A 23,932-nucleotide genomic window follows, 5' to 3' on the forward strand; every position below is an offset into this window, starting at 1 on the left:
TACTTTTATTATGGTTCCGAAACCCTATTCTAGCACAGGTCTCGTCTTTTCTGAAAGTAATGTAAAGAGTTCAGGAACCTCTTCCATGATATGTCATGCAGGCTACTCTAACGATTAGAGCAGTTATATTCGAAATAACCTTGTGAAGCCGCTTGTCTTGCATCTGTGAACACCTCTTCGGCGCGGTAACCATTACCACATGTGGGGCGAGAGTAGTACTTGATACCCGTTAAAGGATCTACCCCACCAACGATTGCTGCTTTCTTTACAAGTCTGCCTCCACCGATTGCGTAGTTGTTGATCTTCTGGTCACCCACACCTATCCCCTGGATAAAGGCCATAATCCCTGTATCGTTTATGGAATTGTACCAATCTTCTTGCGCAATCAGAGGCATCGTGAATGTATAGGAAATACCATTCTTTCTGGCAAACTCATTATGACGGTTAATCACATCAGCCAGATCATCCTGCACACTAGTCACTATTCGGCTTCGTCTAATTTGCTCAAATACGTCGGCATTTTGAAGTAAAGGAATCTGAGAACTAGCAGCGAGTTCTTTTTGGAACCCCTCAATCCATTTTCCTGCGTTTGCGTCGTAAGCATATACGTAGTCATCCAGTGTAAAGTTAATACTGCTACCATTTGAATCTGAATATGTATAAGGTCTCTTGGGGCTCCACACTTGCCTGAAAGAATCATCACGGTTACCCGTCAACTCTGTTTCTGTGGACAGCATATAATAACCATCGTAATCCAGAATAACCACGGCAGGAATATAATTAAACATGTTTCTAATAGCTGCGGGATCATCCTGAATCCCCATATTCAAAGCCATTGTCTGAGTAAATGTCAACAAGGCAAGCTCCTTGTCTGCTTTAACAAATTTGGTTGAATCATAACCTGCTTCATCAAGTTGTTTCTCATTCTGATGCATGACTGCGCCTGCATCCATGACTGCGGTTTGAAGTGCAGATCTGTAACGATGCGCAAGAGAATTAGCCTCTTCAGCATCTTGGGTATGAAGTGAGATAATCCAGAAGAGCGGAAAGAAGATCAGCACAAATACAATGGATAGCTCAGTAATCTTCATTAAGAACCATTCCTCCGTATGTGACAAATACCGCTGAAGCCTGAGCCGTACCACTGAGCCATTCACGAATGAGCATGGACGGCGTACGGTTTGTATTTTGGAGAGTCACGGTGAAAAAATCCCCAGTCGTCAACGTATATCTTCGACCAGGATTATCAGACGAGATCACACCTGAGGGCGGGAATAGTCTCTCTCGAATCTGAGCTGCATAATATCCATCCTGTACTACCTCGTAGGTCCCGGTAAAACTGTTAATGTCCATCGGGTCCGTATAATGAGGTACATATTTCTTATGTAAATGTTCCATCGACAGCTCATACACATTGCCCGACTGGGCCAGTTGCTCCTCAAACTCAGCCAACATACGAGGGGAAATATAGCCTTTCGTTCGAACAGCATCGACAAAACGTGTTACATTCTGAACAGCCGTCATACGTGCTATATCATCCTGCCGATCGGCTGTTTCCGCAGCCGGATACACATATAGCAGAAGGACTGCGAGCAGTACGGCGAGTAACTTGGATGCGACATTAATCATCAATTCACACTGGCCTCCTTCCAAAAAACAATCTTGAGCAGTTCTCCAGTTTCATTTCGTATAAAATCAGGCATGTAGATGGCATCGAGCTGAACAGGAATCGTCGCAGTTTGGCTGACAAGTGGATCGATGACATAGGAAGTCCCATCTACTTCCACTGGTATGCCTGTGCCTGTCATCTGCCTCACGGTATGCAATACTTCCGCACCCTTGTACTGATTAGGCTTAGTGGTATGCAGTGTTGTTGTCAGCCGACCTTCCATACCTGCTGTTGTCTGTACTCTGTCGTTCAAGGCTGCCGATAAGATCTTAAGATTATGTTGCCCGTACAGGCAGGCTGTCACAAACAGGACAACCGCCGTACAAAACAACATAAGATGCTGGGTATTCTGGGACATGCTAAACCAACTCCTGTCAGGATTGCTGGAAGATCAGCCCTCTTACCACGTTGGAACGGTCTTTTACAATAATGGCTTTGAATTTACCACTTGGATTGACATATTGATTGTCTTTTTCACTCATCGTCTGGTTAATAATTCCCACTTTATCGTCAGGAGCAATAACCGAGCCGTAGTCGGCATTATTGAGATCCTGTGAAATGTTTAATTGGTTGCCATACCATTGACCTGCTTTATTCTTACCAGTAATAACCTGAATACCGAACTGATCCTTGTCCGCGTATTTACGAAGCGCATTGGTTACCTGTGATCCACTGATGGTTGTTCCGTCATACACCGTAAATGCAGCCTGAGACAGCTCGGTCTGGATATCAGCAAAATTGTTCTGTGCGGTCTTGGTAGCCTCTTGAGCCGAAATAAATAACAGAACTACAATTGTGATCAGAGCGATCGTCAGGAATATCCCTGCTGCCACCTTTAAAGCGCTTGATGCATTGTTCATGATAAATCCTCCCAATTATAAATTATTAATCTATTTCAGACTTTCACACAGACGAACTGTGCTACAGTTTCTGAATTTGCTCATAATAAATGTTCATCTGCAAGAAGCTCATGCCGACCAATGGAATGACCAGATACAAAAAGATAAGTGCATACATGGGTGTAAATCCAATCGTCCTTCCCCATGATGCTTTGACATCTATCATTTTGCTGTACTCTTGCTTGCGTTGTTCAAAATAAAATGCCATCATGCTCTCAAGATCATCGAAGGCTTCTCGTATTGAGATTTTTCCGAGAGCGAGCTGCAATTTATCAACCAGTCGTTGGAACTCGGGTAATCCCGCCTCTTCCTTTAATTGTTCAAGTGCATGCTCTGGCCCATGTTCAAAATGCAACAAACATTTTTGCAGCGGACGCTTGAAGATGACGGCAAATCGATTAAGCCATTCCAATATCTCTTCGACTGACATCCGGTCCATCTCACGCAGAATGGAGATCACCGTCTGAAATTGATAAATTTCATGTCGCATATCCAACTTTCGCATTTTCCGCTGAAATAACATGAGCCATATGGGCATGTAATACCCTGCTACACCCAAGACAATCGCTATAATCATTTCCCACCAGCGTACATATTGCTTGTTATAAGCCTCAAGTTTTTGCATAATGCGTGTGATCGTCTCAGCCTGGGTGTCATGGTCCAGCTGAACGGGAGATAGCTGCTGTAACGCGCCCGCGATGTCTTCGTATGTAGCTCCTCGGTTCATTTCTACACTTTCCAGCACCGATTGATCCAATGCTGTTTTTTCCTCGGCCTTTCTGAGGTCTGCTTCAGCCATTGCACCAAACATTCGGTCATCCCGGATTGGATCATGCAAGATGTGATTACGTTCAACCTGATGCAACAGCAAGATGCAACCCATTGTAAAGACCAAACAACTTGCGAATAACATTACTCGACGAATGGCAAGCCATTCATATTTCAACTCAGAGCTGCTCTCCCTCATCAGCCGTATCGTTTGACTGTACTGTGTACTGCCAGGTTTCGCTGCAAACAACATCGCCAATTTCCGTATAAACATTTGTTTGTACAGAAATTGATCCAACCATGAATGCTTATGCCCTGACCGGTAACGGGTCTCATCGTATTGTTGGAGTCTTTGCAGCAGCAAATAGGCAAGGATGATGATCACATAGATCGATATTTTGGTTACAAAACCGATTTTGCTACGGTAAAATTCATCCATCGTTGGAAAACTGACTCTAGCCCAGCGTTCGATTGGAGCGGTGAACAATACAGGTGCGAGCGCGATGATATTAAGTCCTTTGAGCAAATAATCCAATTTATCACGCCGTAATATTTCCAAATGAATCTCCTGAGTCAGGTTACCCAGTCCTTTAAGATAAATAGAACCTTGAGCTCTGTCCTTATCCCCAAACTCCATGACCATATAGGAAACGCCTGCGAATCCTTTCAGAAAACGGTTGGGAGCCACTTCATAATAACGTTCAAGTGCTTCATTCGGATCTGGGGAAGTTAGAGCTTCGTAGATTAGTCTTACCTGTTCTGCTGCTTCTCCTGTACCTGCTTCAGCGGCTTCATATAGCGCTTCCTCGACCATGCCATGCTGATGGTACCGATGCCTTACATCTGCAAAGAGATCCAGCATCTGTACCAGCAACCTCTTCTCCATTCGACTGAGGCACATATCCAATACCAGGCTGTTTAGCACCACGGCACAGAGCACGGACAATATTACAAAAGCGAAACCAGGCTGTAGAAGAAACAGAATGACACTTATGCCTCCATAACCTCCCAGGATAATGAAAACCACAGTCATCGTCAGTCTGCGAAGTGAAGGTTCATCCCCTACATGTCGAAAGGAAATACGCTTTTGCACTTGTAGAATATAGGCAGATAGCAATGGAACTTTCATTCCGAGGCGGTAGGACTGCAACAAGAATGATCCCAGTCCCTTGAACCCCTTCCCGCCTGGAGTCAGAATCACGCCGGATGGATTTGTTGAATGACCTCCCTTGCGACGTAACACACTTAAAACCAGAAGTGTGATCAGCAACCCTCCTGCACAAATACTTAATACGAGGAGCAGAACCCATTTAATTGTCATGCAGATCACCATAGTGTTGCTTCATAAACTGTTCAAATTTCGCGGCATCCTGTAATGTCATCTGTTCTTGCATATCCAACATGCATCCCGAAGAGATTGGAGCTGTTGCAACATACTCTCCATCTCTGTACTCCACAACATTACGAAATGTAAAACCTGCCCTCTCTTCCACGCTGTCACCTTGATTCGCACGAGGCAGACATTCCGTAATACGTTCGATATATCTTCGTCCCTCAGCATCTTTCTTCATATGAACATCGAAATTGATGACACTTACCACCTGCTCCTCAGCAATATGCTCATGCTGGAACATGCCTGTCTTGAGCAAGGAATTACGAAGGGAGAAGACCAGATCACGAAACGTTTTGGCATGGTGGGTAAACAGAGTGAACAGACTTGCTACCTGAGACATTTGAATCATCCATGCAGCCACCTCATCACTTGCAACCTCACCAAGAATATTGACGGTACCATCCGTTTTTTTCTGCAAATCAAGCCCTTGTTGACCTGAAATATGTTCAGTCTCTCGGAAACTCAAAATATTACGTCGGCTATAGATTCGTCTTAATTGAAGTTCGAACGCCATCTCCTGCACCCGAAGGGTGTACGATGCATAGATGTGTTTGACCATAGCCATAAGCAACGTCGTTTTACCAGAACCTTGTGCTCCAGTTACAGCCGTAATCCGACTTCCTTTCATCAGATATTGAAGCAATGTAATCGGCAGATTTGCGTTGTTACCTGTAATCAATTGTTCAAGTGAAGCATTCGGAATATCGAACTTCCGGACAAAGAACGCCCATGATTCTGCAAAAGGAGGACGGACAACTACGACCCGTGAGCCGTCCTTCATCTCATTGACTTTGTATCCACTTGCTTCCGACAACTGTCCGGGATAATTGTATTTGTATATATTCTGGCATACCCTTTTCAGTTCACGGATGCTGCCGAATGACAGAAAGGACAGATGAATGGACTTACCTTTATAAAAAATCCAGACACTTTCCATACCGCTAAGCGGTTCTTCATGTACATCATCCTCCAGCCCTTGATCCAGCAAATCATTCCATGAAGCCGGTTTTCGAAGTCCCAGATTTTGAACAGCATCAAGCATACCGCTGACACCACCACTAACGCCGTCAATACGCTGGTCCCTTATCTCATCAACTACCGAGAAGCCCTTATAGTGCTGGTAGATGCGCTGCACGATGATATCTATCTTTTCTCTGAATCCAAGCTCTCGATATTCGCACTCAAAAACATAGTGAATGTCTTCCTCGGATATATAATAACTCCCTCCGTCGTCCGTACCATCCTCCATTCTCAGCCTTCCCAGATCGTAGGTATCGATCAATCGGGAGAGTGCATCCACACCGAATTGTTGTCGGTACAGATAAAACACAATCTCAAATCGGTCCTGGATCATCAACAAATCTGGTTCCGCAAACAAAATAACTTCATCTACATTGGATTTGTTCAGACCTATGCTTCGGGTCAGCAGATCCCCTATCAGATTTTTGACATACGTTTTGTCACTGATACTGCCTGAGACACAGCCCTTCAGCGCTTTTCTCATCTCGGCACGTTGATTGATTCTTCGACGATATTCTTCTTCGTGCAGACCCGCATCCGCGAGTTGACTATGACTAAGCTCATGAAGTGAGTTCTTCACCTTCTCAATCAGCGTGTCAATCGTGAATGATTCCTGTTCAGGAATACGAGCATTCTTTTCACGAAGATACGTTCTATACTTGAACCAGATAAACGTCAGGCACAGAATCAAAATTAAACTTATCCATATGGTATTCCAGAGCATCGGAGGTTCAGGCTCCCCTTTCCAGCCTCTTCAGAACTGTGCGCATACCTGCACCGTCCATAATCAGGCGAGCGAGTTCGCTCATGCTTGCAGCAAAGCTCCCTTTACGAATATCCTTATCCTCAGACAAGCTTTCCAACTGCAAGTACCTGGCGACATCTCGCCGATTCATTGCATCCAGGTATCCGGTTGTGTATGGGATCGCAGAGATCGTGCCTTTGTATCTGAACTGGCGCCGAATATTGGAAAGCGTTGCACGGGAATGCGAATCGTATTTGTTGATTACAACATGCATATTCTGTTTGTTCAGTCGTTCTGGCAGGATCTCTTCAAAGAACAACTCCAGATTTCGCATATTTTGATCGAGATTAATGACAACATAGTCCGCTTGTTGCAGCTTGAGCTGTGAATCAGCACCAGCATGATCCGCATCCAGGAGAACGAGATCATAATACTCGTTGGCTACGTTCAGCAGCTTTTTCACAGTCTCATCATGTTCATGCGGAGAACGTTCCATCTCATCAATTCTTCCGGTTAGAAAATCAAGTCTTTCCTTCATTAGTGGCTTGGTATAATCCCTGAGATTGTGCTTATTCAGACTTCCGCTCGAATGCAGTCGTTCAATCGCATCCCAGCCACCCTCTTCAAAGGAGAACATAAAATCTGCTGAGTCCGCATCTTTGGATGGTAGAGCGGCTTCTGTGCCAGTTCCGGCAAGGCCTGCATTAACAAGTAACACCCTTGTTCTGTAGTGAAGTGCCATCGCATAAGCACTAATTAATGTGCTTGAAGTGCAACCCGTTCCTGCAAAAGGACTCCAAAAGGTAATGGTGCTCATGCTCTCATCCTCTCCGCTTCTTTCACCGCACGGCGACTACGAACACTTTCCCAACCTGTTAACTGCTCAACCACGCGACACAACGATTTTTTGTAATTGCGCGACAAGGGTCCCAGATGAACTCGGCGATGATGCTCATTCTCAAGCTTAACCGCTGCTGTTAACTCATCCCACGGGAGCACTAAGGATTCTCCTGTCCATACAAACGGACTGCCTTCCAGATATGCCCACAGATACCGAGCTTCAAGCTTGCAGTCAACCCCATTAATTAAGAGCCGCTGAAATGAAAGCTCACCAGGCAATGACTGTTCTTCAAGCAACCGCTTCAACCAGCCCTTGCCACGTTCCAGATTGTAACGCTCATAATCACTCACCCACACTCTTACATCAGCGGTTAGCCAAAGGTTACGTGAAGCAAAATGCGAGGTCTCCATGTCATATAACACATAGTCATAAATGTCCAATCGCTCGCCATTTACTTCAAGATGATTCTCCACAGCTGTTGAAGTGACAAAATGACAAGCGATATCAAATCCCTCAAATTCCGTAATTCGCAAAGACTGCTGACTGTCACCTACACCGTACCCATACTTCTTCTGTAAGGTTCCATCTACGAGCAAGACCTTGTTGCCTGTCGAAGCCAATATCTTGCAAAGATATAGCATCAGATCATTCTTCTCACATAAACCCGCAAAGATCCATGTATGCATAGATGTTATAACTCCTTTCTTTATCTAAAATCTCTTGTTATCCGAACTTATTTCAAGTGTACACTCGTATTACTCTCTATTCTCCGCCCGTTAACAGACCCTGCTGTTCGTCTGATTGTGAAGCATGCGCAGAATGATCTGCGCTTCCAGCATTAACTCCTGTTCCGTTTCCTGAACCATCATTCCACATGACTCCATCCGACGTTGCCGAATTATTTGCTGATGGACGACTGTTATAGGTAACTGAAGATTGTGCCACATCCTGCTCAACGCCTTTTGATGGTGCTGTCACGGAGGCGGCCAGTGAACTTTCAAGTGAACTGCGCACCTGTCTGGATAACTCCTGTTCGGCTCGTCGAACAATATTCGGATCACTCTCCAGCAGTTTTAACACTTCTGAATTGGCAGGATACGTCGCAATTGCAGGTGTCTGAAACTGTGGTTCTACATAGGTTAAGGCATAGATTGAAGCTTTATGTAAATAGGCATCTACAATTGCACTTGAGAGTGACAGAATCTCTTCCTCCGTCATCGTAATCCATAAGGTAGCTGCATTGAGCCGTTCCACTTTTTTCTTCGATAAGAGAACATAATCCTGCCCTGTCGGGAACTGGATACGAACATCAATAATATCTCCCTTAGCGAGTGAGGATGGCAGTAATACAACTTGCAGCTCTCGATTTCTTAAATCAGGCGGAGCCGGAGTATCCTCATAAACCATCTCTGTGGTAATCGCTGTTCCTTTTTTCAACTCTATTTTGGCCACTTGGCCTTCCATCTGCTTGGTACTGGACCAGAGATTTCGCGGTGCTTGTGCATCCGGAACAGCAATGAGCTTCAAATCTTCAGGTAATATCGGTTCACCTGCTTCAATATCTCGAATCGTTACCCATCCTTGTGCACCAGAATCCCATTGTTGCTTTAATTCAGCTTCCTTTTCCTCATATGCAGATAAATAACGCGCTTCTACGGCTGACCTGACATCCCCCATCGTTTTGACATTATAAATAACATATCCTCCGAACACCAACCCTACAGCTCCTGCTCCGATAAGCCCGGCATAGATCAGTTGACGGCTTTGTTTTCTTAATTTGGACAAAAGAGGCTCTCCTTTCGTAATCTCGTCTAATCATGCACTTTCCTTCGTGAAAAGAACGAACGTTTCTTGGGCTGCTGTGCCATCATATGCGTTAAAATATGTGAAAACACCTTATCCATCTGTGCGTCCTTGTCAAAAGGGTCAATATGCAACGGCAGACCATATACACTCGATGTATCCAGCGATTTACGAATGCGCTGAACTGCTTCAGCTGCTGCCAGTGGCAGACAAAATATCCATTTCTCTTGTGGATAACGATGATGTGATCGAACAAAAGAGCCTATCTCCGCCTGTCTCCATTCGGCACCTGAGCCTACAACAATAGGCAGATCTGCACGCAGGAATTCTTCCAGCCGGTTCTGGTCCTGACCACTACCTAGATCCATCACGATGAATTGATAACTCCCTCCAAGCAATGACAGTATATCCGCTCGCCCGGATTGTTTCCAATAATGCACACCATCCACAGCAAACTGCCTGCCTGTGGGCACCGGCTTACCCGCTTGAGCGATTTGTTGAATTCTTGCAAAGGATTGAGAGCGAGGTGACATTTCAATCACAGCTACTCTAAAGTTTTGCCTTTCTAGATAATGACTGATAGCTATAGCTGTATGGGTAACCCCTACACCAGATGAAGCACCCGTCAAGGCAATAACTCTTGTTCCGCCATTTAAGGTCATGGTTGCATCTCCACCAGGCGATATTCCACCGGGTATTCGGAGCAATTCCTTCCGCACCTCATTCGCAGATTGGAATCGTTCTTCGGCATTGTATCTTAACAGTCTTCTTGCCACAGGGATGTACGTCCGTGGAACATCACTCCGGATAGAGCTTTCAACACCCTGTATCCATTCCGTATAAGCCCCACTAGTCATAAGATACAGCAGCAATGCTCCGAGTCCATATAGATCTGAACGGGCATCCGTTTGACCGGAACCATATTGTTCTGGAGCGGCGAAACCAGCTGTTCCCAACTTGACGGTATCTTCGGCACTTTGCGTTTTGTAACTTCTTGCGATACCAAAATCGATTAACCTCACTTCATGTTCCGGGGTGATCATGATATTGGATGGTTTCAGATCCCTATAGATAACAGGTGGATTCAGATTATGCAGATAACTCAACACATCCAGCAATTGAAGTACCAGCTCCGTTAACTGCGCCATTGGAATCTTCCCGCGGCACTGCTTGAAATACTCACTGAGCGTTAACCCTTCAATGTATTCCATCACCAAGTACGTGTACCCATCTTCATCCGGGACAAAAAAATCAATGATTTGCGGTAATCTTGGATGGCGAAGTGATGTCAGGAGAGCAGCCTCTGTCTCCATGCTGTCTTCATATGGCATAGTCGTCACGCTTTCTTTAATTGCCCATATCTTGCCCGGCAGCTTCAAATCCTCCGCCTCGTATACATGGCTCATTCCGCCTGTTCCCAGAATGGATACGATACGATATCTACCTCCCAGCAGGCTTCCTCGTTCCAGCCTGGCCGGATATCTCATATCTATTCCTCCTTCAATACACAACAAAAAAGGGAAAGCTTCACCGAAGAAGAACAGACCGGATATCCGGTTTCGTTCGCTTCGGGATGCTTTCCCTCAGATTTGTTATGGTTAATATTGGTATCATTATAGTACAGGCAGGAATAGCTTGTAAAGCACAAAATGTAATGAGCTTAATCGGATCAATATCATAATACCTTAATCCATTTTTAGTGAGCTATGAGATTCATTTAATCTCTTAATATTTGACCATATAGAGTGTAATCTCTTCACGGTTATGGAACAACTGCTTGGAACGTTGAATCTGCATCCGCGAACGCTCAAACGTATCGATAACATCCTTAATGAGTGCGAGCGGTTTTTTATGCAATAACTTCACCGTAACAATCGCTGTTCCCCCGGGTTGCAGACTATATAGAAGGTCTGATACAAGTCGGCTCATCAGCTTCGGACTCCAACTCATATCACATACGAGCAGATCGAATTCTCCTTCGCGGAAACGAACATCCCCTGCATTTTTTTTCAAAAATGTCAGTTTTGGCGATGACAGTAGCGTCGCATCCATCTTCGCCGGATCTACAGCCGTTACTTCAAGCCCGCGTTCAAGGAGGAACGAGGTCCACCCACCTGGTGCTGCACCGATATCAAGTGCTTTATGAAATGAAGTAAAGTCAATGCCAAACGTTTGCTCGGCTTCAAGCAGTTTGAACTTGGCACGTGAGATCTGTCCATCTTCTTTTTGAAAACGTACGGCTCCCCCGCTCCAGTCTGACAGGTTCTGTTCAGGTCTGGATACGCCAGCATACAACATATCATTCGCAGCAAATACGGAAATGACATATTCAGCATCACGTACAACCCATTCACATCCTAGCTCATCCAGCTTTTCTGTCAGTAATTGCTTCAAAGAGGCTGCATTTTCTTGCCAAAAGGCTCCTTCTGTCTTCCGCACCTGCAGCACGACAGGGGTACCGGTCAGTTCCTTATGATTCAACACAAATGCAATCAATTTCTCAATAGACTGCTCCGAATCTTCTGTATTCTCCTGAAACTGAACAGGTTGAATATGACGTAAAAACGTTGGATACTCTGCCCACAGCTTACCTGCAACTTCTTCCTCCGCTACAGGCAAACCCGCAAGCAATATTTCTCCTGGTACGAGTACCGTGCTCTTGACCGCTCCAAACGTACGGCGCAACTCTTCCTGAGCATAAGGGGCAAAACCATGATTGGCTGTGCAGATAAAACGGGAGAAGTTGCCTTCTTCCCAAGACGATTGTGTACTCAAATTGTGTTACCCTCCAGAACGTACGCGTATCCACGGACGACCGTCATCCCATTGGATATCGACCGGGACATCGTACGTATGCTTAATTGTATCTTGTGTCAAAACTTCATGCTTGGGGCCTGCCGCAGCAATACGTCCATCGCGGATCAAGGCCACATGGGTAAATAAAGGTACGATCTCTTCAACATGATGTGTTACATATACTACTGTAATGTTACGCTGGCGTAGACGATCAATCTCAACCAGCATCTTCTCACGTTCGTATAAGTCTAGACCCGCACAAGGCTCGTCCATAATAAGTAATTTGGGCTCAGCCATTAATGACCGAGCAAGCATGACTTTTTTGCGTTCCCCTTGGGATAACGTTCCAAGCGGGTTGTTGGCCAAGTTAGCAAAGCCCATGTCATCCAACAAGCTCATTGCCTTGGCTTTCACTTCATCAGGAATCGTCTGATAAAAACGCAAAAAAGCATAAGCTCCTGTAGCGACAACTTCCCACACCGGATCCCTTGGTGTTAGTTTCTCAATCAACGTTTGACTGATATAACCAATTTCCTTACGGACTTCCCTGACATCACATTGTCCATACAGATTACCGAGTACTTCAATGCGTCCCTGGCTTGGAAACATATATCCGTTCATCATTTCAAGTAACGTCGTTTTGCCAGAACCATTCCGACCCAGAATAACCCAATGTTCACCTTGTTCGATGCGCAAATGCACGTTGTCCAAAATCTGATTCTCTTCTCGTCTAAGTGAGACATGTTCCATTGAGATTATGCTCAATTCAGCACCGCCTTTCGGATCTCCGAGAGCAGATGCTCCACAGAGCTCATCCGATAAACCATTTTTGGAACATCTTGCTGGCCGTCAAACAGCATCACGGCTGGTACACTTGAAATTTGGAATTGTTGTACAAGTTCGGGAATGTCATGAATGTTCATTTCGGATAAAATACCTTCTGGCAGCATGTGCTCAACGACCTCCAACATACGCCGGGCTGCCGCACATGTCCCACATAAAGGGGTATATATAAATACAGCCTGCGGCATACCTTCCCATACGCCGCACATTAACATTTTCGATGTAATTGGCTTCATTAACTTTCTTCTCCCGCAGCAACACGCAGCATGACCTCACCCGTCATTGGACCATTATGAATGGTTACCGAATCCGGTTTATTGCTGTATAACATCTCGTACATCTGGCGTTTTCCAAACATACTGGACGTATGCAAATAGATTTCACGCGGAAATAACCCTTCTCGTACAATGGATGCCGCAACCTCACCGCCATTCGGCGAATCCGGACCAAGCTCATAATCCAGAGACAAAATGTCCACGTCACCTTCTCTTAGCAGCATCAGGCACTCTTCAGCATTCGTTGCCAGAACAAATCCTTTCGGACACGCCCGATAGTCATCCAAAAAAACATGCATACAATCGCTCCTCTCCCCACTATAGCCAGGAACGCATGAGCGCTATATCATCACGGTGCGTTCCATCTTCACCCGTTTCTGTCTCGAGCACAACAACCGCTTTTTGGAACTCAGGCGCAGTTAACAATACTTTCATTGATTCTCTTCCGATATAACCCTGTCCAATCCTCGCATGTCTATCCTTACACGAACCAGACGCATATTTGGAATCATTAAAATGTACAGCAGCAACATCATCCCAGTATCCGAGCACCCTGCCCTTGTCGAGCATCGCCGCTTCGTTGCCTGACGACCACAAACCTGAAGCAAAAGCATGGCATGTGTCAAAACAAAAAGCAATATGCTCCGGATATCGGCTCAATTTGCGAATCTGTATCATTTCTTCCATAGTCGTGCCCATGGGGCCATGATCACCTGCCTGATTCTCAAGCAGCACCTTCGAATGACCACTCCAATTCTCCAGGGCGGTATCCAGGCATTGAATAAGGTTCTGATACCCCTCCAGCGGATCGTTTGTTTTAATATGTCCAAAATGGACCACCGTCCCAACAGAACCGCAAGCATTCGTAATTTCAAGATCATTGCGAATAGAAGCTACTGTAGCATGAAACCCCGCCTCTCCACGGGTCATGCCCAACGCCGGATTCGTAGGATAGGGTGAATGGGCAATCGAAGCCATTCCATGCTGTTCACACCAATCCCTGCACTGCTCAGCATCCTTGAGATCCAGACTTTTCAGACCAAGACTGCGCGGGTTCTTCGGAAAATACTGAAACGCCGTTGCCCCCATCGCATGTGCTCTCTTGGCTGCCTGTAAAAATCCACCTCTCGTGCTGACATGTGCCCCGATTCCGTTGTTAAGCTTCATGCTGGCATTTCGGACAGAAGAAAGCCTTCTTGCCCGTAATTTCCACTCGTTCAATCGTTCCCCCGCAACGCGGACACGTCTCACCTTCCCGATCGTACACCCGACATTGCTCGTCAAAGCTTCCTGTCTTCGTATCCCCTTGCATGAGTGGCATTTCCATATAGCCCCCCTCAGAAGCGGCTTCGCGCAACACGGACTGCATCGAATGGAACAAGCGCTCCGTCAGCTCAGGGGAAGACGCGATGTTCTGCGTTTTGGAGCTTGGTCTCAGACCAGCAGCAAAGGCAATCTCATCCGAATAACAGTTGCCAATCCCTGCAATGATATGCTGGTTTACCAATGTTGTCTTAAGTGTACCCCGACGACCTTTCAACAGAGAAGCAAAACGTTCCACGTTCATCCGTCGATCCAATGGTTCAGGCCCAAGATCAGACATCGCCTCTTCGGTTTCTTTCGAAGTAAGCAGATGTAAATAACCCAAGCGTAGTCCAATAAAGAATAAAATGTGATCGCCAAACTGGATTTCCACTTGCGTGGAACGATCAGGGCGTTCCTCTTCCGTGCCCCAGAAAATCATACCGCCCAACATGAGGTGCAGCACCAAACGTTTGCCATTGGCCAAATGGAAAATCAGATGCTTCGCTCGGCGCTCAACAAATATGATGCGATTACCTGTAAGTTCATTGATGAACAGATCAGGCTCCGTATTTATCGTTTTATCACGATTAATTACAACACCTGTAATCGGTAGATCAAGTATTTTCTCGGACAGCAAGGTCCGGTAATTTTCCATTTCCGGCAGTTCCGGCATCGTACATTACCCCTTTTTGGAAGCCTGGTCTGTCTCTTGCGACAGCCACTCCATCAATTTATGCAAATCTTCAAACACATGATCAGGTCGAGCCTTGGCCGCTTGAATATGTCCATCCATATTATCCCGTGTTGTCACACCGGTAAGTACGAGCAATGTCTCACATCCTGCAGCAACTCCAGCTGCAATATCGGTTCGCATATTATCTCCGATGACTGCCACTTCATTAGCGGCCAGGTTCAGTCGGCTGATGGCTGACTTCATTATAACACTGGATGGCTTGCCTATAACTGTAGGACGAACTCCGGTTGCAGCTTCAATTGCTGCTCCAATCGTTCCCGCCCCAGGCGTAAGTCCATCATCGGAAGGAAGCTTCAGATCCGGGTTGGTCATGATGAATTTTGATCCTGCATTAATCCACCGGAGTGCCTTCGTCAATTTGTGATAGCTAAATTCACGATCAATCCCCTGTATCACGTAATCCGGTGCATCTTCTGTCAACTGTAATCCTGCTTCCTCTATGGCTTGCAGCAGCCCTGCTTCACCAATACATGCCACTTTTGCACCCGGCGACTCTTCAGCAACGTATTCAGCAGCTGCCACAGCAGAAGTACATACTTGAGACGCGTCGGCAGGTATACCCATCCCGTTCAGGTGATCTGCCACACCTTGTGGTGTGCGTGAAGAATTATTTGTTACGAATAAATACGGCTTTCCTAGCTCTTGCAGTGTTCGAATAAGCTGATCGGCTCCTTCGATACGATGTCTGCCATGATAGAGCGTACCATCCAAGTCAATCAGATAGGCCTTAATCACACACAGCACTTCCTTTCTTCATTCCATTAACGTTTCATGTCCTTAATCATTTACCTCGAACTTGAACGCGAACCTATGTATTCAGGAAAAAATAATGGCCTGCTGACATATGCACGCAACAAGTCGAACCGGATCGAACACCGACGGTTTAACTCGCGCGTCTTCTGTACAAGCTTGTCATTTCCTGCGCTTTCCCGGAAAATAATTTGAATCATTTCCCTCTTCATATTGCCCATCCTACACGCTTTCTGACCAGATTGCAAAAGGGACCGCGGGAGTTCCTCTCCCTCAGTCCCGTGCAATTACCCGGTTCTTTATATGACGTGTGCAGCGGTGCACTGAATCGCATTCCTGGTTAAGATTACTGCTTGCGATGCACGACAGGAATAAGCTGGTGTTCATTTGCAAGTCTGGTATTCGGGAATACGGACTGGGCCTCTTCCAAAAGTGGCTGCAGTTGATCCTCATCCTTGTAACGTGAGCTAAAGTGAGTCATGATTAATTGCCCAACATTGGCTGCTCTAGCCGCTTCTGCCGCTTGTTTGGAAGTACTATGATAATACTCATGCGCAGTGTCGGCCAGATCATGCATGAATGTGGCTTCATGCACAAGTACATCTGCATTAATGGAAAGAGGCTGTACACTATCACATGGACGGGTATCACCCAATATGGTGATCACCATGCCTCGTTTTGGCGCTCCCAATACATCTTCTGGACGAAGCGAATGACCGTTATCCAGCGTAATGGTTTCTCCACGTTTCAGCCGGCCAAATAATGGGCCTGGTTTCAAACCATATTCCGCCAGTTTGGCTGGGTCCAGGCTGCCTGGACGATCCTTTTCCGTGATCCGGTAACCATAACTGTCAATCCGATGCTCAAGCAAAGCAGCTTCCACGACAAAACTGTCATCCTCAAACAGGACGCCGCCCGTATGTTCCACAATATTCAAATCATAGTTAACCCGTGATTGGCTTAACTCCATTGTTGTACTAATCATTCGTTCCGTACCCGGCGGACCATATACCGTTAAAGGTGTAGTGCCACCTTGATAGGCTCTGCTCGAAAGCAGTCCTGGAAGTCCAAATACATGATCCCCGTGCAGATGAGTAATAAATATTTTCTCCAATTTGCTTAGTTTAAGCGGAGAACTTAAAATCTGGTGCTGTGTTCCTTCCCCGCAGTCAAACAACCACAAAGCTCTGCGCTCATCCAACATGCGTAGCCCAATGGAAGTTACATTCCGTTGCAGCGTAGGTACACCAGCGTTAGTTCCCAGGAAATATAGTTCCATTCTGGATCGCACCTCTTTCTGTTGCCAGCAAAAAACCTCCGACATTGCGGAGGGCTTTGCCTGACACTCAACTGATTTATGCCTTTTCTACGTTAAAATACTTCGCTTGCGGATGGCTGAATACCATCGCTGATACGGATGCTTCAGGTTCCATCATGAAACCTTCCGTCAATTCCACACCGATATCCTCAGGCTGTAACAACTTGAACAGCGGGCCTTGATCTTCCAAATCCGGACAAGCCGGATATCCAAAGGATACCCTGATCCCCTGATAACGTGCACCGTGTCGTTGCTTCATCGTCATCTGCGCAGAATCCGGGAATCCCCAGATATCTCTCATCATATGATGCACACGCTCAGCTAATCCCTCTGCTACCTCGAGCGCTACGGATTGCAGAGCATGCGAGCGAAGGTAATCCCCTTGATCTTTCCACGCCGTGGAGAGTTCACGCACACCATGTCCGGCAGTCACAACCATGAAACCAACATAATCCATTTGACCGGATTCAACAGGCTTCAGGAAGTCGGACAGGCACAGGAACGGCTCAACTTTTTGACGTGGGAACGTAAACGTATGCAAGATATTGCTGGTGTCCTTAGGATCATAAATAATGATGCTGTTACCGCTGGACTGAGCCGGGAAGAATCGATACATGGCATGTGCCTGAATAATCCCGTCACGAACAGCCTCTTGCATAATATCATCCACAACTGCTTTCAGATCGGTAGCCTTCTTATCACCTGAAGCAAGCAGTTGTTCTACTGAACCGCGTAACCCCAGATGGTGTCCTAGCAACATCTGCATGTTCACGTAGGGCAGGATATGTGATAACGGATAGTTACGCATCGTATGCCGCTCCAGATCAGGCGGAACAAGAACCGGATGATCTACAGCAATATCCGAACGTTCCACTCGTGTAAGCTCTGGAAGAGCCTGAACAGTTACAGCACCTGAAGCATCGGCTTCTTTCTCGGCTTCCATCTCCAGTTGCATCGCCTCACGCGTAACGGGATTCATCAATTTGTTTGCCAGATCCAGACCATCCATTGCATCTTTGGCATATACAACCATTCCATTATATTCAGGACGGATACGATTTTTGGTGAATTTACGTGTTAGTGCCGCTCCGCCAACCATAATAGGCACATCAATTCCTGCTGTTCTCAAATCCTGAGCAGTAAGAATCATCTGCTGCGCTGATTTTACCAATAGTCCCGAGAGCCCGATCGCATCAACTTTTTCTTCGCGGTACGCCTCAATGATACGTTCTGGTGGTACTTTTATACCCAAATTAATGATTCGGTAACCGTTATTGGACAGGATGATCTCGACCAGATTCTTCCCGATGTCGTGCACATCGCCCTTAACCGTGGCCAGAATGATCTTGCCTTTGACAGAAGTCTCGTTCTTCTCCATGAATTGCTCCAAATATGCTACAGAAGCCTTCATAACCTCTGCACTCTGCAATACCTCAGCTACAATCAACTCATTGTTGTTAAAGAGACGACCCACTTCCTCCATCCCTCGCATCAGAGGACCGTTAATCACTTGAAGCGCTGTGTATTTGGCAAGCGCCTGTTCGAGATCGGGCAGCAATCCTTCTTTGCTTCCTTCCACAACATATGACGCTAGACGCTCTTCTAATGAAAGGTTTGAGATTTTTTCCTTCTTCTCCACCTTCTTATTACGGAAAGCCGCTACGAACGCTGCCAGAGTGTCATCATTGGTGTTATATAAAAGTTCTTCCGAAAGCCTGCGTTCTTCTTCAGGAATGGACGCATAACGCTCCAGTTTCTCTGTGTTCACGATGGCATAGTCGAGACCTGCTTTGGTACATTCATACAAAAATACAGAGTTCAGCACTTCCCGTCCCGCTTCAGGCAGTCCGAATGAAATGTTACTAATCCCGAGAATCGTATGACATTCAGGCATCGCTTCCTTGATTACTCTTATACCTTCAATGGTTTCTTTGGCCGAACCGATGTACTGTTCATCTCCGGTACCAACCGGGAACACCAACGTATCGAAAATGAGGTCTTCTGGTTTGAGTCCATATTTGTTCACCAGCAGATCATAAGAACGCTTGGCTACGTCGAGCTTGTCTTCCCGACTAATCGCCTGACCCCGCTCATCAATCGTTCCGACAACAACCGCACCACCATATTTATGAAGCAACGGCGTGATCAGCTCAAATTTCTCTTCGCCATCCTCAAGGTTAATGGAGTTAATTATCGCTTTACCTTGCGAGTACTGAAGAGCCAAATCAATGACTGAAGCATCTGTTGTATCGATCATGAGAGGAACCTTTACTTTTTTCACAACCAATTCAAGGAACTTCACCATGTCTTCTGACTCTTCACGGTCTGGATCTTGTACACACACATCGACAATGTGCGCTCCATTTTTCACTTGAGCACGAGCAATTTCCGAAGCTTCTTCATATTTGCCTTCGACAATGAGTCGTTTGAATTTCCGTGATCCCAGCACATTTGTACGTTCACCGACCATGTAGGGACGATTGTCCTGTTCGATATAGATTGGTTCTATACCAGACAATGCTGGTGGATGTGTTCCGTTCATTTCTCTTGGGGGGTACTGGGCAAGTGTATCGCGCATAGCCCGAATATGTGCAGGGGTTGTCCCGCAACATCCACCAGCAATATTCAACCAGCCCTGTTCGGCAAAAGCACCAATCTTCTGAGCAAGCGAGTCTGGTGACTCATGGTAGTTACCGTTTTCATCAGGAAGACCCGCGTTCGGGTAACAACTAACGGCAACCGATGCCATTCCAGAAAGCGAACGAATATGATCTCGCATGAACTCCGGACCCGTAGCGCAGTTTAGTCCTACCGAAATTGGGTTAAGGTGTTCTAAGGATATATAAAAGGATTCGATGTTCTGACCGGCTAAGGTCGTTCCCATCGGTTCTATTGTTCCTGATATCATCAGGGGCAGAGTAATGCCACTCTGTTCGAAGGCCTTTTGAATTCCAATACTGCCTGCTTTTACATTAAGGGTATCCTGTGAGGTTTCAAGCAGTAGCGCATCAACGCCTCCCTCTATTAAAGCAAGCGCTTGCTCCAAATAACTGTCGATAAGTTCCTGGAACGTTACTCCCCCAGTTACGGACAGTGTTTTGGTTGTTGGTCCCATCGCACCCACCACATAACGTGGAGATTCCGGTGTAGAGAAACGATCAACCGCAGCTTTCGCAATTCTGGCCGCTTCCAGGTTGATCTCGCGTGCCCGATCCTGAATATCATATTCAGCAAGCACGACGGATGTGGCACCAAATGTATTGGTTTCAATTAAATCGGCGCCAGCCTCCAGATATTCTTCATGAATGCGCTGGATCAGCTCTGGACGAGTAAGCACTAACATTTCATTACATCCATCCAAATCTTCACCGCCAAAATCTTCGCCAGTCAGATCAACTTGTTGAATCATGGTCCCCATTGCACCGTCGAGGATTAATATTCGTTGTTTTAATGCATCGTGTAGACTAATCTTATCCAATATCTTCACCCCCGCAAAACGTTAAATCTTAGTTTAACAGAAACTAACTTAATGTGAAAGATCGGGTTTGCTCCCGAAAGATGGCGGGTTTGCACGAATATGAACGGAATTTGAGAATCGACAAAAACATATCAATCCGATATAATTCAATTAAACCAAGTGGAAAAGAGGGAAAGAACATGGCTGAAATTGTTATCCGAAATACGAACGAACGCATCACTGGTGACGAAAATGTTCGAAATTTCTTAAACAAATACGAAGTATTATATGAGAAGTGGGACGCATCCAAACTGAACACTGATCTGCAAAATAACTTTGGCTTAACGGATGAACAGAAAACCGAGGTTTTGGAAACGTATGATTATGAAATCAGAGATTTGGCTGCACGTCGCGGATACCAAATCTGGGATGTCATCACGTTGTCCGAACAAACACCAGATATTGAAGAGAAGCTGGCCAAGTTCGAAGAGATCCACACCCACGCTGAAGATGAGATCCGTGCCATTGTCGCTGGTAAAGGAATCTTTGTTATCAAAGCTACAGATGATGTGGGCTACTTTAATGTAGAACTGTCTCCTGGAGACGTCATCTCCGTACCGGAGAATACACCGCACTTCTTCACCTTAATGGAGAACAAACAAATTATCGCTGTGCGTCTGTTCATTGAAAAAGATGGCTGGATTGCAGATCCATACCCTGATCCCACATTTATCAAACAAGCCTAACACTCCCGTGTTCGGACTTGCTTAACCAAAACCCCTGTTCAATTGAACAGGGGTTTTCGCATATGCGCATGGGCAGTATTATACAACAACGGTGCACTATATAAAATAATGCGGGTACTTCGCTTTTATCGATTCCTGTTCAATTACAACCAGCCTGAGATGAGCTTCCATTACTTGAACCGCCTGATCCGTTTTCCGCTCTGTAATAAGTCGATAAATCTCTTTGTGTTGCGAGATAATGACCTCCAGATTGGAATCCTCCGCCAGACGCAATAAACGTAATCGATTGAACGGAATATTCAATTGTTGCAACATTTTCCACGTTCTCAGTTTACCTGTACCCTGAAACAAAATCTGATGAAACTCCTCATCCAGCTCAAAAAGACGATAGAAATTGTTTTTTCCTATACAGACTTCCTGCATAGCAATGTTGGTTTCAAGTCGAAATCTGTACTCTTCGGGAAAAGAAGCACAAGCCAACGTCACGATTTCCTTCTCCATCTTCTCCCGCATAAACCTGCCTTCTTCCACATGCTCCAGATTAATATGAGAGACAATCGTTCCACTCTGTGGAATAATGTCCAGCAGTTCTTCTTCAGCAAGCTTCATGAATGCTTCTCGTACGGGAGTTCTGCTCACCTGCAGTTCATCTGCAATCTCTTTCTCCGAAATTTTGGTGCCTGGCTTAAGTTCCAGATGAAGAATTCGTTCTTTTAACAGATTATATGAATATGCCCGGGTCGAGCCTCTAATTTTTTGATTAAGTGACATGCGTAGACCTCTTTCTATCAGCCGTATTCATTCATTTTAGCACAAATTACCGTTCCACTTATATATCGGTGTGAAACGGTAATCTGGCCAACCCTAACTATGTTATTGCTTGTTTTCTTTGTATGCTTTGTACGTGTCATTTGCCAGCTTCAGATAATTGGATAGACCTTGACTGTCAAGCTCTTTGGCGAACGTATCGAATTCCGACAAGTCCCGCTCACCCAAAATAAATTTAAGTGTATTCTGGTCTGAATAATCTTTCAGTGGTGTACTCAGAAGTGTCACCCGTTCACGGTCCTCAGAAGAGTACGGAATCGGTGGTTCTGCCGGGATCACTTCTTTGGTATCTTTCATGTCTTGCTGGAATTTCAACTCTTCTTCACTAAACATCGATTGCAGCAAATCTGTTGTACCACCGTAGGCAAATACACCGCCAGAGAAACCGAAGTCAATACGCAGATCCTTCGTTCCTTTTGGATTCAAACCATTATAGTTAACGTCTTCTGCCAATTTACGTGTTCCGCCCTCTTTGGTAAATGTTTCGCCTTCAACGCCCCATTTGGCAAACTCTTGACCCTCATCACTATAGTACAACCAATCAACAAATTGCATGATGGCTTTAAAGTTTTCGCTTTTTTGAATTTTCCCGGAGATCATGACACCGTTCTCAAGTCTGGAACCAGACATTAATTGACCTTTTGGCCCTCCAGGAACTGTAATCTTCGCAACAGAGTATTTACCCTCTCCCAGCGTTTTGTTCATATCATTTCGGTGCAGCACCACCGTTTGGGAATTGCCGTTAATCATAAAAGATTTGCCTGATACAAATTTCTGTACCGCCTGATCATCATCCTGTGTAAAACTTTCTTTATCCAGCAATCCTTCAGATACCAACTTGTTAAAGTACGTCAGTAGCTCTTTGTATTCTGGTGTTGTAGCCGTGTATACAAATTCATCCTGATCTTCCTTATACGTCAATCCGTTACCAAAGCCCCATCCAGCCTTGGTACCAAAGCCGGTAGCAGCGATGTTCAGTGTACTATTGAATTGGAAGCGGTCCGAAAATGGAATGGAATCCGGGTAGATTTCTTTCAGCTTCTTGGCTGCATCATACAATTCGTCCCATGTGGTCGGAATGGCTATGTTATTTTCTTCAAAGACATCCGTTCTTACGAGTAATGTGTAATCTGGCCATACTTCTTCATGCAGACCCGGGAGTACATAGTACTTTCCATCTTCCTGCCGGAGTCCTTCAATTTCATCTTCCAGACCCCATTTTTCCACTTTATCCTTGAAGTTTGGCATCAAATCAATATAATCGCTAATCGGCAAGATCGCACCGGAGGACACAAACGCAGATTCTTCACCAGGGTACGTTTTTGGAATAACCAGTGGTGCATCACCGGAGCTAATCAACAGAGATCTCTTCTGGGAGTAATCGCTCATGGGTACAATCGTTGGCTCAAGCGTAACACCCGTCAGTTCGGTAATTTTATTGAAAAGTAACCAGTCTTTTTTATAGGGATAAGTCGGTTGATCACTGTATAGTATGGATAGATTAAATGGCTCTGTCGCCTTGAATGTATCCCCTACATTGTACGTCTCCATCGCTGCCTTGGTTTGAACTTCTGTGACGTCACCTCCAGCTCCGGTACCGCTGCTACATGCTGCCAGAACAACGCTCATCATTGTTGCCAACACCATTTTACCAACAAACTTACGTGGCTTTTGATTCATTTAGGTTATCCCCCTGAGTTTGGTTTAGGTTGACCTTGCCTG

Annotated in this window: 22 protein-coding genes; 1 reads left to right on the top strand and 21 read right to left on the bottom strand. The window is 45.6% G+C overall.

All coding sequences use genetic code 11. From position 1 onward, the window contains the following. Positions 1-107: 107 nt before the first annotated feature. From ACTHPG_RS12025 to metH, 19 genes are all read right to left on the bottom strand, one after another. Positions 108-1,091, bottom strand: a complete 984-nt coding sequence (locus ACTHPG_RS12025) for a hypothetical protein (RefSeq protein ID WP_440389562.1) — start codon at positions 1,089-1,091, stop codon at positions 108-110. Continuing rightward, complete coding sequence (locus ACTHPG_RS12030; protein WP_440390233.1) at positions 1,078-1,629, bottom strand: hypothetical protein; 552 nt, start codon at positions 1,627-1,629, stop codon at positions 1,078-1,080. The genes ACTHPG_RS12025 and ACTHPG_RS12030 overlap by 14 nt, the downstream gene beginning before the upstream one ends. Next, positions 1,629-2,027, bottom strand: coding sequence for a hypothetical protein (locus tag ACTHPG_RS12035; RefSeq protein WP_440389563.1), 399 nt, complete (start codon positions 2,025-2,027; stop codon positions 1,629-1,631). Before ACTHPG_RS12035 ends, ACTHPG_RS12030 begins: the two co-directional genes overlap by 1 nt. Before the next feature lie 16 nt (positions 2,028-2,043). Further along, positions 2,044-2,529 (bottom strand): hypothetical protein, encoded by a 486-nt coding sequence (locus tag ACTHPG_RS12040; protein ID WP_062834890.1) that lies wholly within the window; start codon positions 2,527-2,529, stop codon positions 2,044-2,046. Positions 2,530-2,590: 61 nt separating this feature from the next. After that, positions 2,591-4,657 (bottom strand): hypothetical protein, encoded by a 2,067-nt coding sequence (locus ACTHPG_RS12045; protein ID WP_440389565.1) that lies wholly within the window; start codon positions 4,655-4,657, stop codon positions 2,591-2,593. After that, positions 4,647-6,473, bottom strand: coding sequence for a pilus assembly protein CpaF (locus tag ACTHPG_RS12050; RefSeq protein ID WP_440389567.1), 1,827 nt, complete (start codon positions 6,471-6,473; stop codon positions 4,647-4,649). The genes ACTHPG_RS12045 and ACTHPG_RS12050 overlap by 11 nt, the downstream gene beginning before the upstream one ends. A 7-nt stretch (positions 6,474-6,480) precedes the next feature. Beyond that, entirely contained in the window at positions 6,481-7,311 is an 831-nt protein-coding gene (locus tag ACTHPG_RS12055; protein ID WP_440389568.1) for a hypothetical protein, read from the bottom strand. After that, entirely contained in the window at positions 7,308-8,021 is a 714-nt protein-coding gene (locus ACTHPG_RS12060) for a hypothetical protein (RefSeq protein WP_440389569.1), read from the bottom strand. The genes ACTHPG_RS12055 and ACTHPG_RS12060 overlap by 4 nt, the downstream gene beginning before the upstream one ends. 76 nt (positions 8,022-8,097) lie before the next feature. Further along, on the bottom strand, positions 8,098-9,120 hold the full coding sequence (locus ACTHPG_RS12065; protein WP_440389571.1) for an SAF domain-containing protein: 1,023 nt from the start codon (positions 9,118-9,120) through the stop codon (positions 8,098-8,100). A gap of 26 nt (positions 9,121-9,146) precedes the next feature. Continuing rightward, the gene (locus ACTHPG_RS12070; RefSeq protein ID WP_440389573.1) at positions 9,147-10,625 is read right to left on the bottom strand and encodes a serine/threonine protein kinase; all 1,479 of its coding nucleotides are present in this window, start codon (positions 10,623-10,625) and stop codon (positions 9,147-9,149) included. A gap of 238 nt (positions 10,626-10,863) precedes the next feature. Next, a complete protein-coding gene (locus ACTHPG_RS12075; RefSeq protein WP_440389575.1) occupies positions 10,864-11,913 on the bottom strand; it encodes an SAM-dependent methyltransferase in 1,050 nt (349 codons plus the stop codon). A 6-nt stretch (positions 11,914-11,919) separates the two neighbouring features. After that, complete coding sequence (locus tag ACTHPG_RS12080; RefSeq protein ID WP_440390234.1) at positions 11,920-12,693, bottom strand: ABC transporter ATP-binding protein; 774 nt, start codon at positions 12,691-12,693, stop codon at positions 11,920-11,922. 2 nt (positions 12,694-12,695) lie between these two features. After that, entirely contained in the window at positions 12,696-13,013 is a 318-nt protein-coding gene (locus tag ACTHPG_RS12085; protein ID WP_440389576.1) for a thioredoxin family protein, read from the bottom strand. Beyond that, positions 13,013-13,351 carry a cyclic-phosphate processing receiver domain-containing protein gene (locus ACTHPG_RS12090; RefSeq protein ID WP_017688046.1) on the bottom strand — a complete coding sequence of 113 codons (339 nt, stop codon included), beginning with the start codon at positions 13,349-13,351 and terminating at the stop codon, positions 13,013-13,015. Before ACTHPG_RS12090 ends, ACTHPG_RS12085 begins: the two co-directional genes overlap by 1 nt. Positions 13,352-13,370: 19 nt before the next feature. After that, positions 13,371-14,219, bottom strand: a complete 849-nt coding sequence (locus ACTHPG_RS12095) for a deoxyribonuclease IV (protein WP_440390235.1) — start codon at positions 14,217-14,219, stop codon at positions 13,371-13,373. Then, positions 14,209-15,030, bottom strand: coding sequence for an Fpg/Nei family DNA glycosylase (locus ACTHPG_RS12100; protein WP_440389577.1), 822 nt, complete (start codon positions 15,028-15,030; stop codon positions 14,209-14,211). Before ACTHPG_RS12100 ends, ACTHPG_RS12095 begins: the two co-directional genes overlap by 11 nt. Positions 15,031-15,036: 6 nt before the next feature. Further along, positions 15,037-15,846, bottom strand: coding sequence for a TIGR01457 family HAD-type hydrolase (locus tag ACTHPG_RS12105; RefSeq protein WP_440389579.1), 810 nt, complete (start codon positions 15,844-15,846; stop codon positions 15,037-15,039). 361 nt (positions 15,847-16,207) lie between these two features. Beyond that, entirely contained in the window at positions 16,208-17,140 is a 933-nt protein-coding gene (rnz, locus tag ACTHPG_RS12110; protein ID WP_440389581.1) for a ribonuclease Z, read from the bottom strand. Positions 17,141-17,216: 76 nt separating this feature from the next. Further along, the gene (gene metH, locus ACTHPG_RS12115) at positions 17,217-20,657 is read right to left on the bottom strand and encodes a methionine synthase (RefSeq protein ID WP_440389583.1); all 3,441 of its coding nucleotides are present in this window, start codon (positions 20,655-20,657) and stop codon (positions 17,217-17,219) included. 179 nt (positions 20,658-20,836) lie between these two features. On the opposite strand from metH, the gene ACTHPG_RS12120 reads away from it, so the two are divergent. Beyond that, the gene (locus ACTHPG_RS12120) at positions 20,837-21,382 is read left to right on the top strand and encodes a cupin domain-containing protein (RefSeq protein ID WP_047843398.1); all 546 of its coding nucleotides are present in this window, start codon (positions 20,837-20,839) and stop codon (positions 21,380-21,382) included. 96 nt (positions 21,383-21,478) lie between these two features. Here ACTHPG_RS12120 and ACTHPG_RS12125 read toward each other — a convergent pair whose 3' ends face one another. After that, entirely contained in the window at positions 21,479-22,153 is a 675-nt protein-coding gene (locus ACTHPG_RS12125; protein WP_421890581.1) for a GntR family transcriptional regulator, read from the bottom strand. 102 nt (positions 22,154-22,255) lie between these two features. Then, positions 22,256-23,890, bottom strand: coding sequence for an ABC transporter substrate-binding protein (locus ACTHPG_RS12130; protein WP_440389585.1), 1,635 nt, complete (start codon positions 23,888-23,890; stop codon positions 22,256-22,258). Positions 23,891-23,932: the final 42 nt, after the last annotated feature.

Source organism: Paenibacillus sp. SAF-068 (genome assembly GCF_051967555.1).
GTDB lineage: Bacteria > Bacillota > Bacilli > Paenibacillales > Paenibacillaceae > Paenibacillus.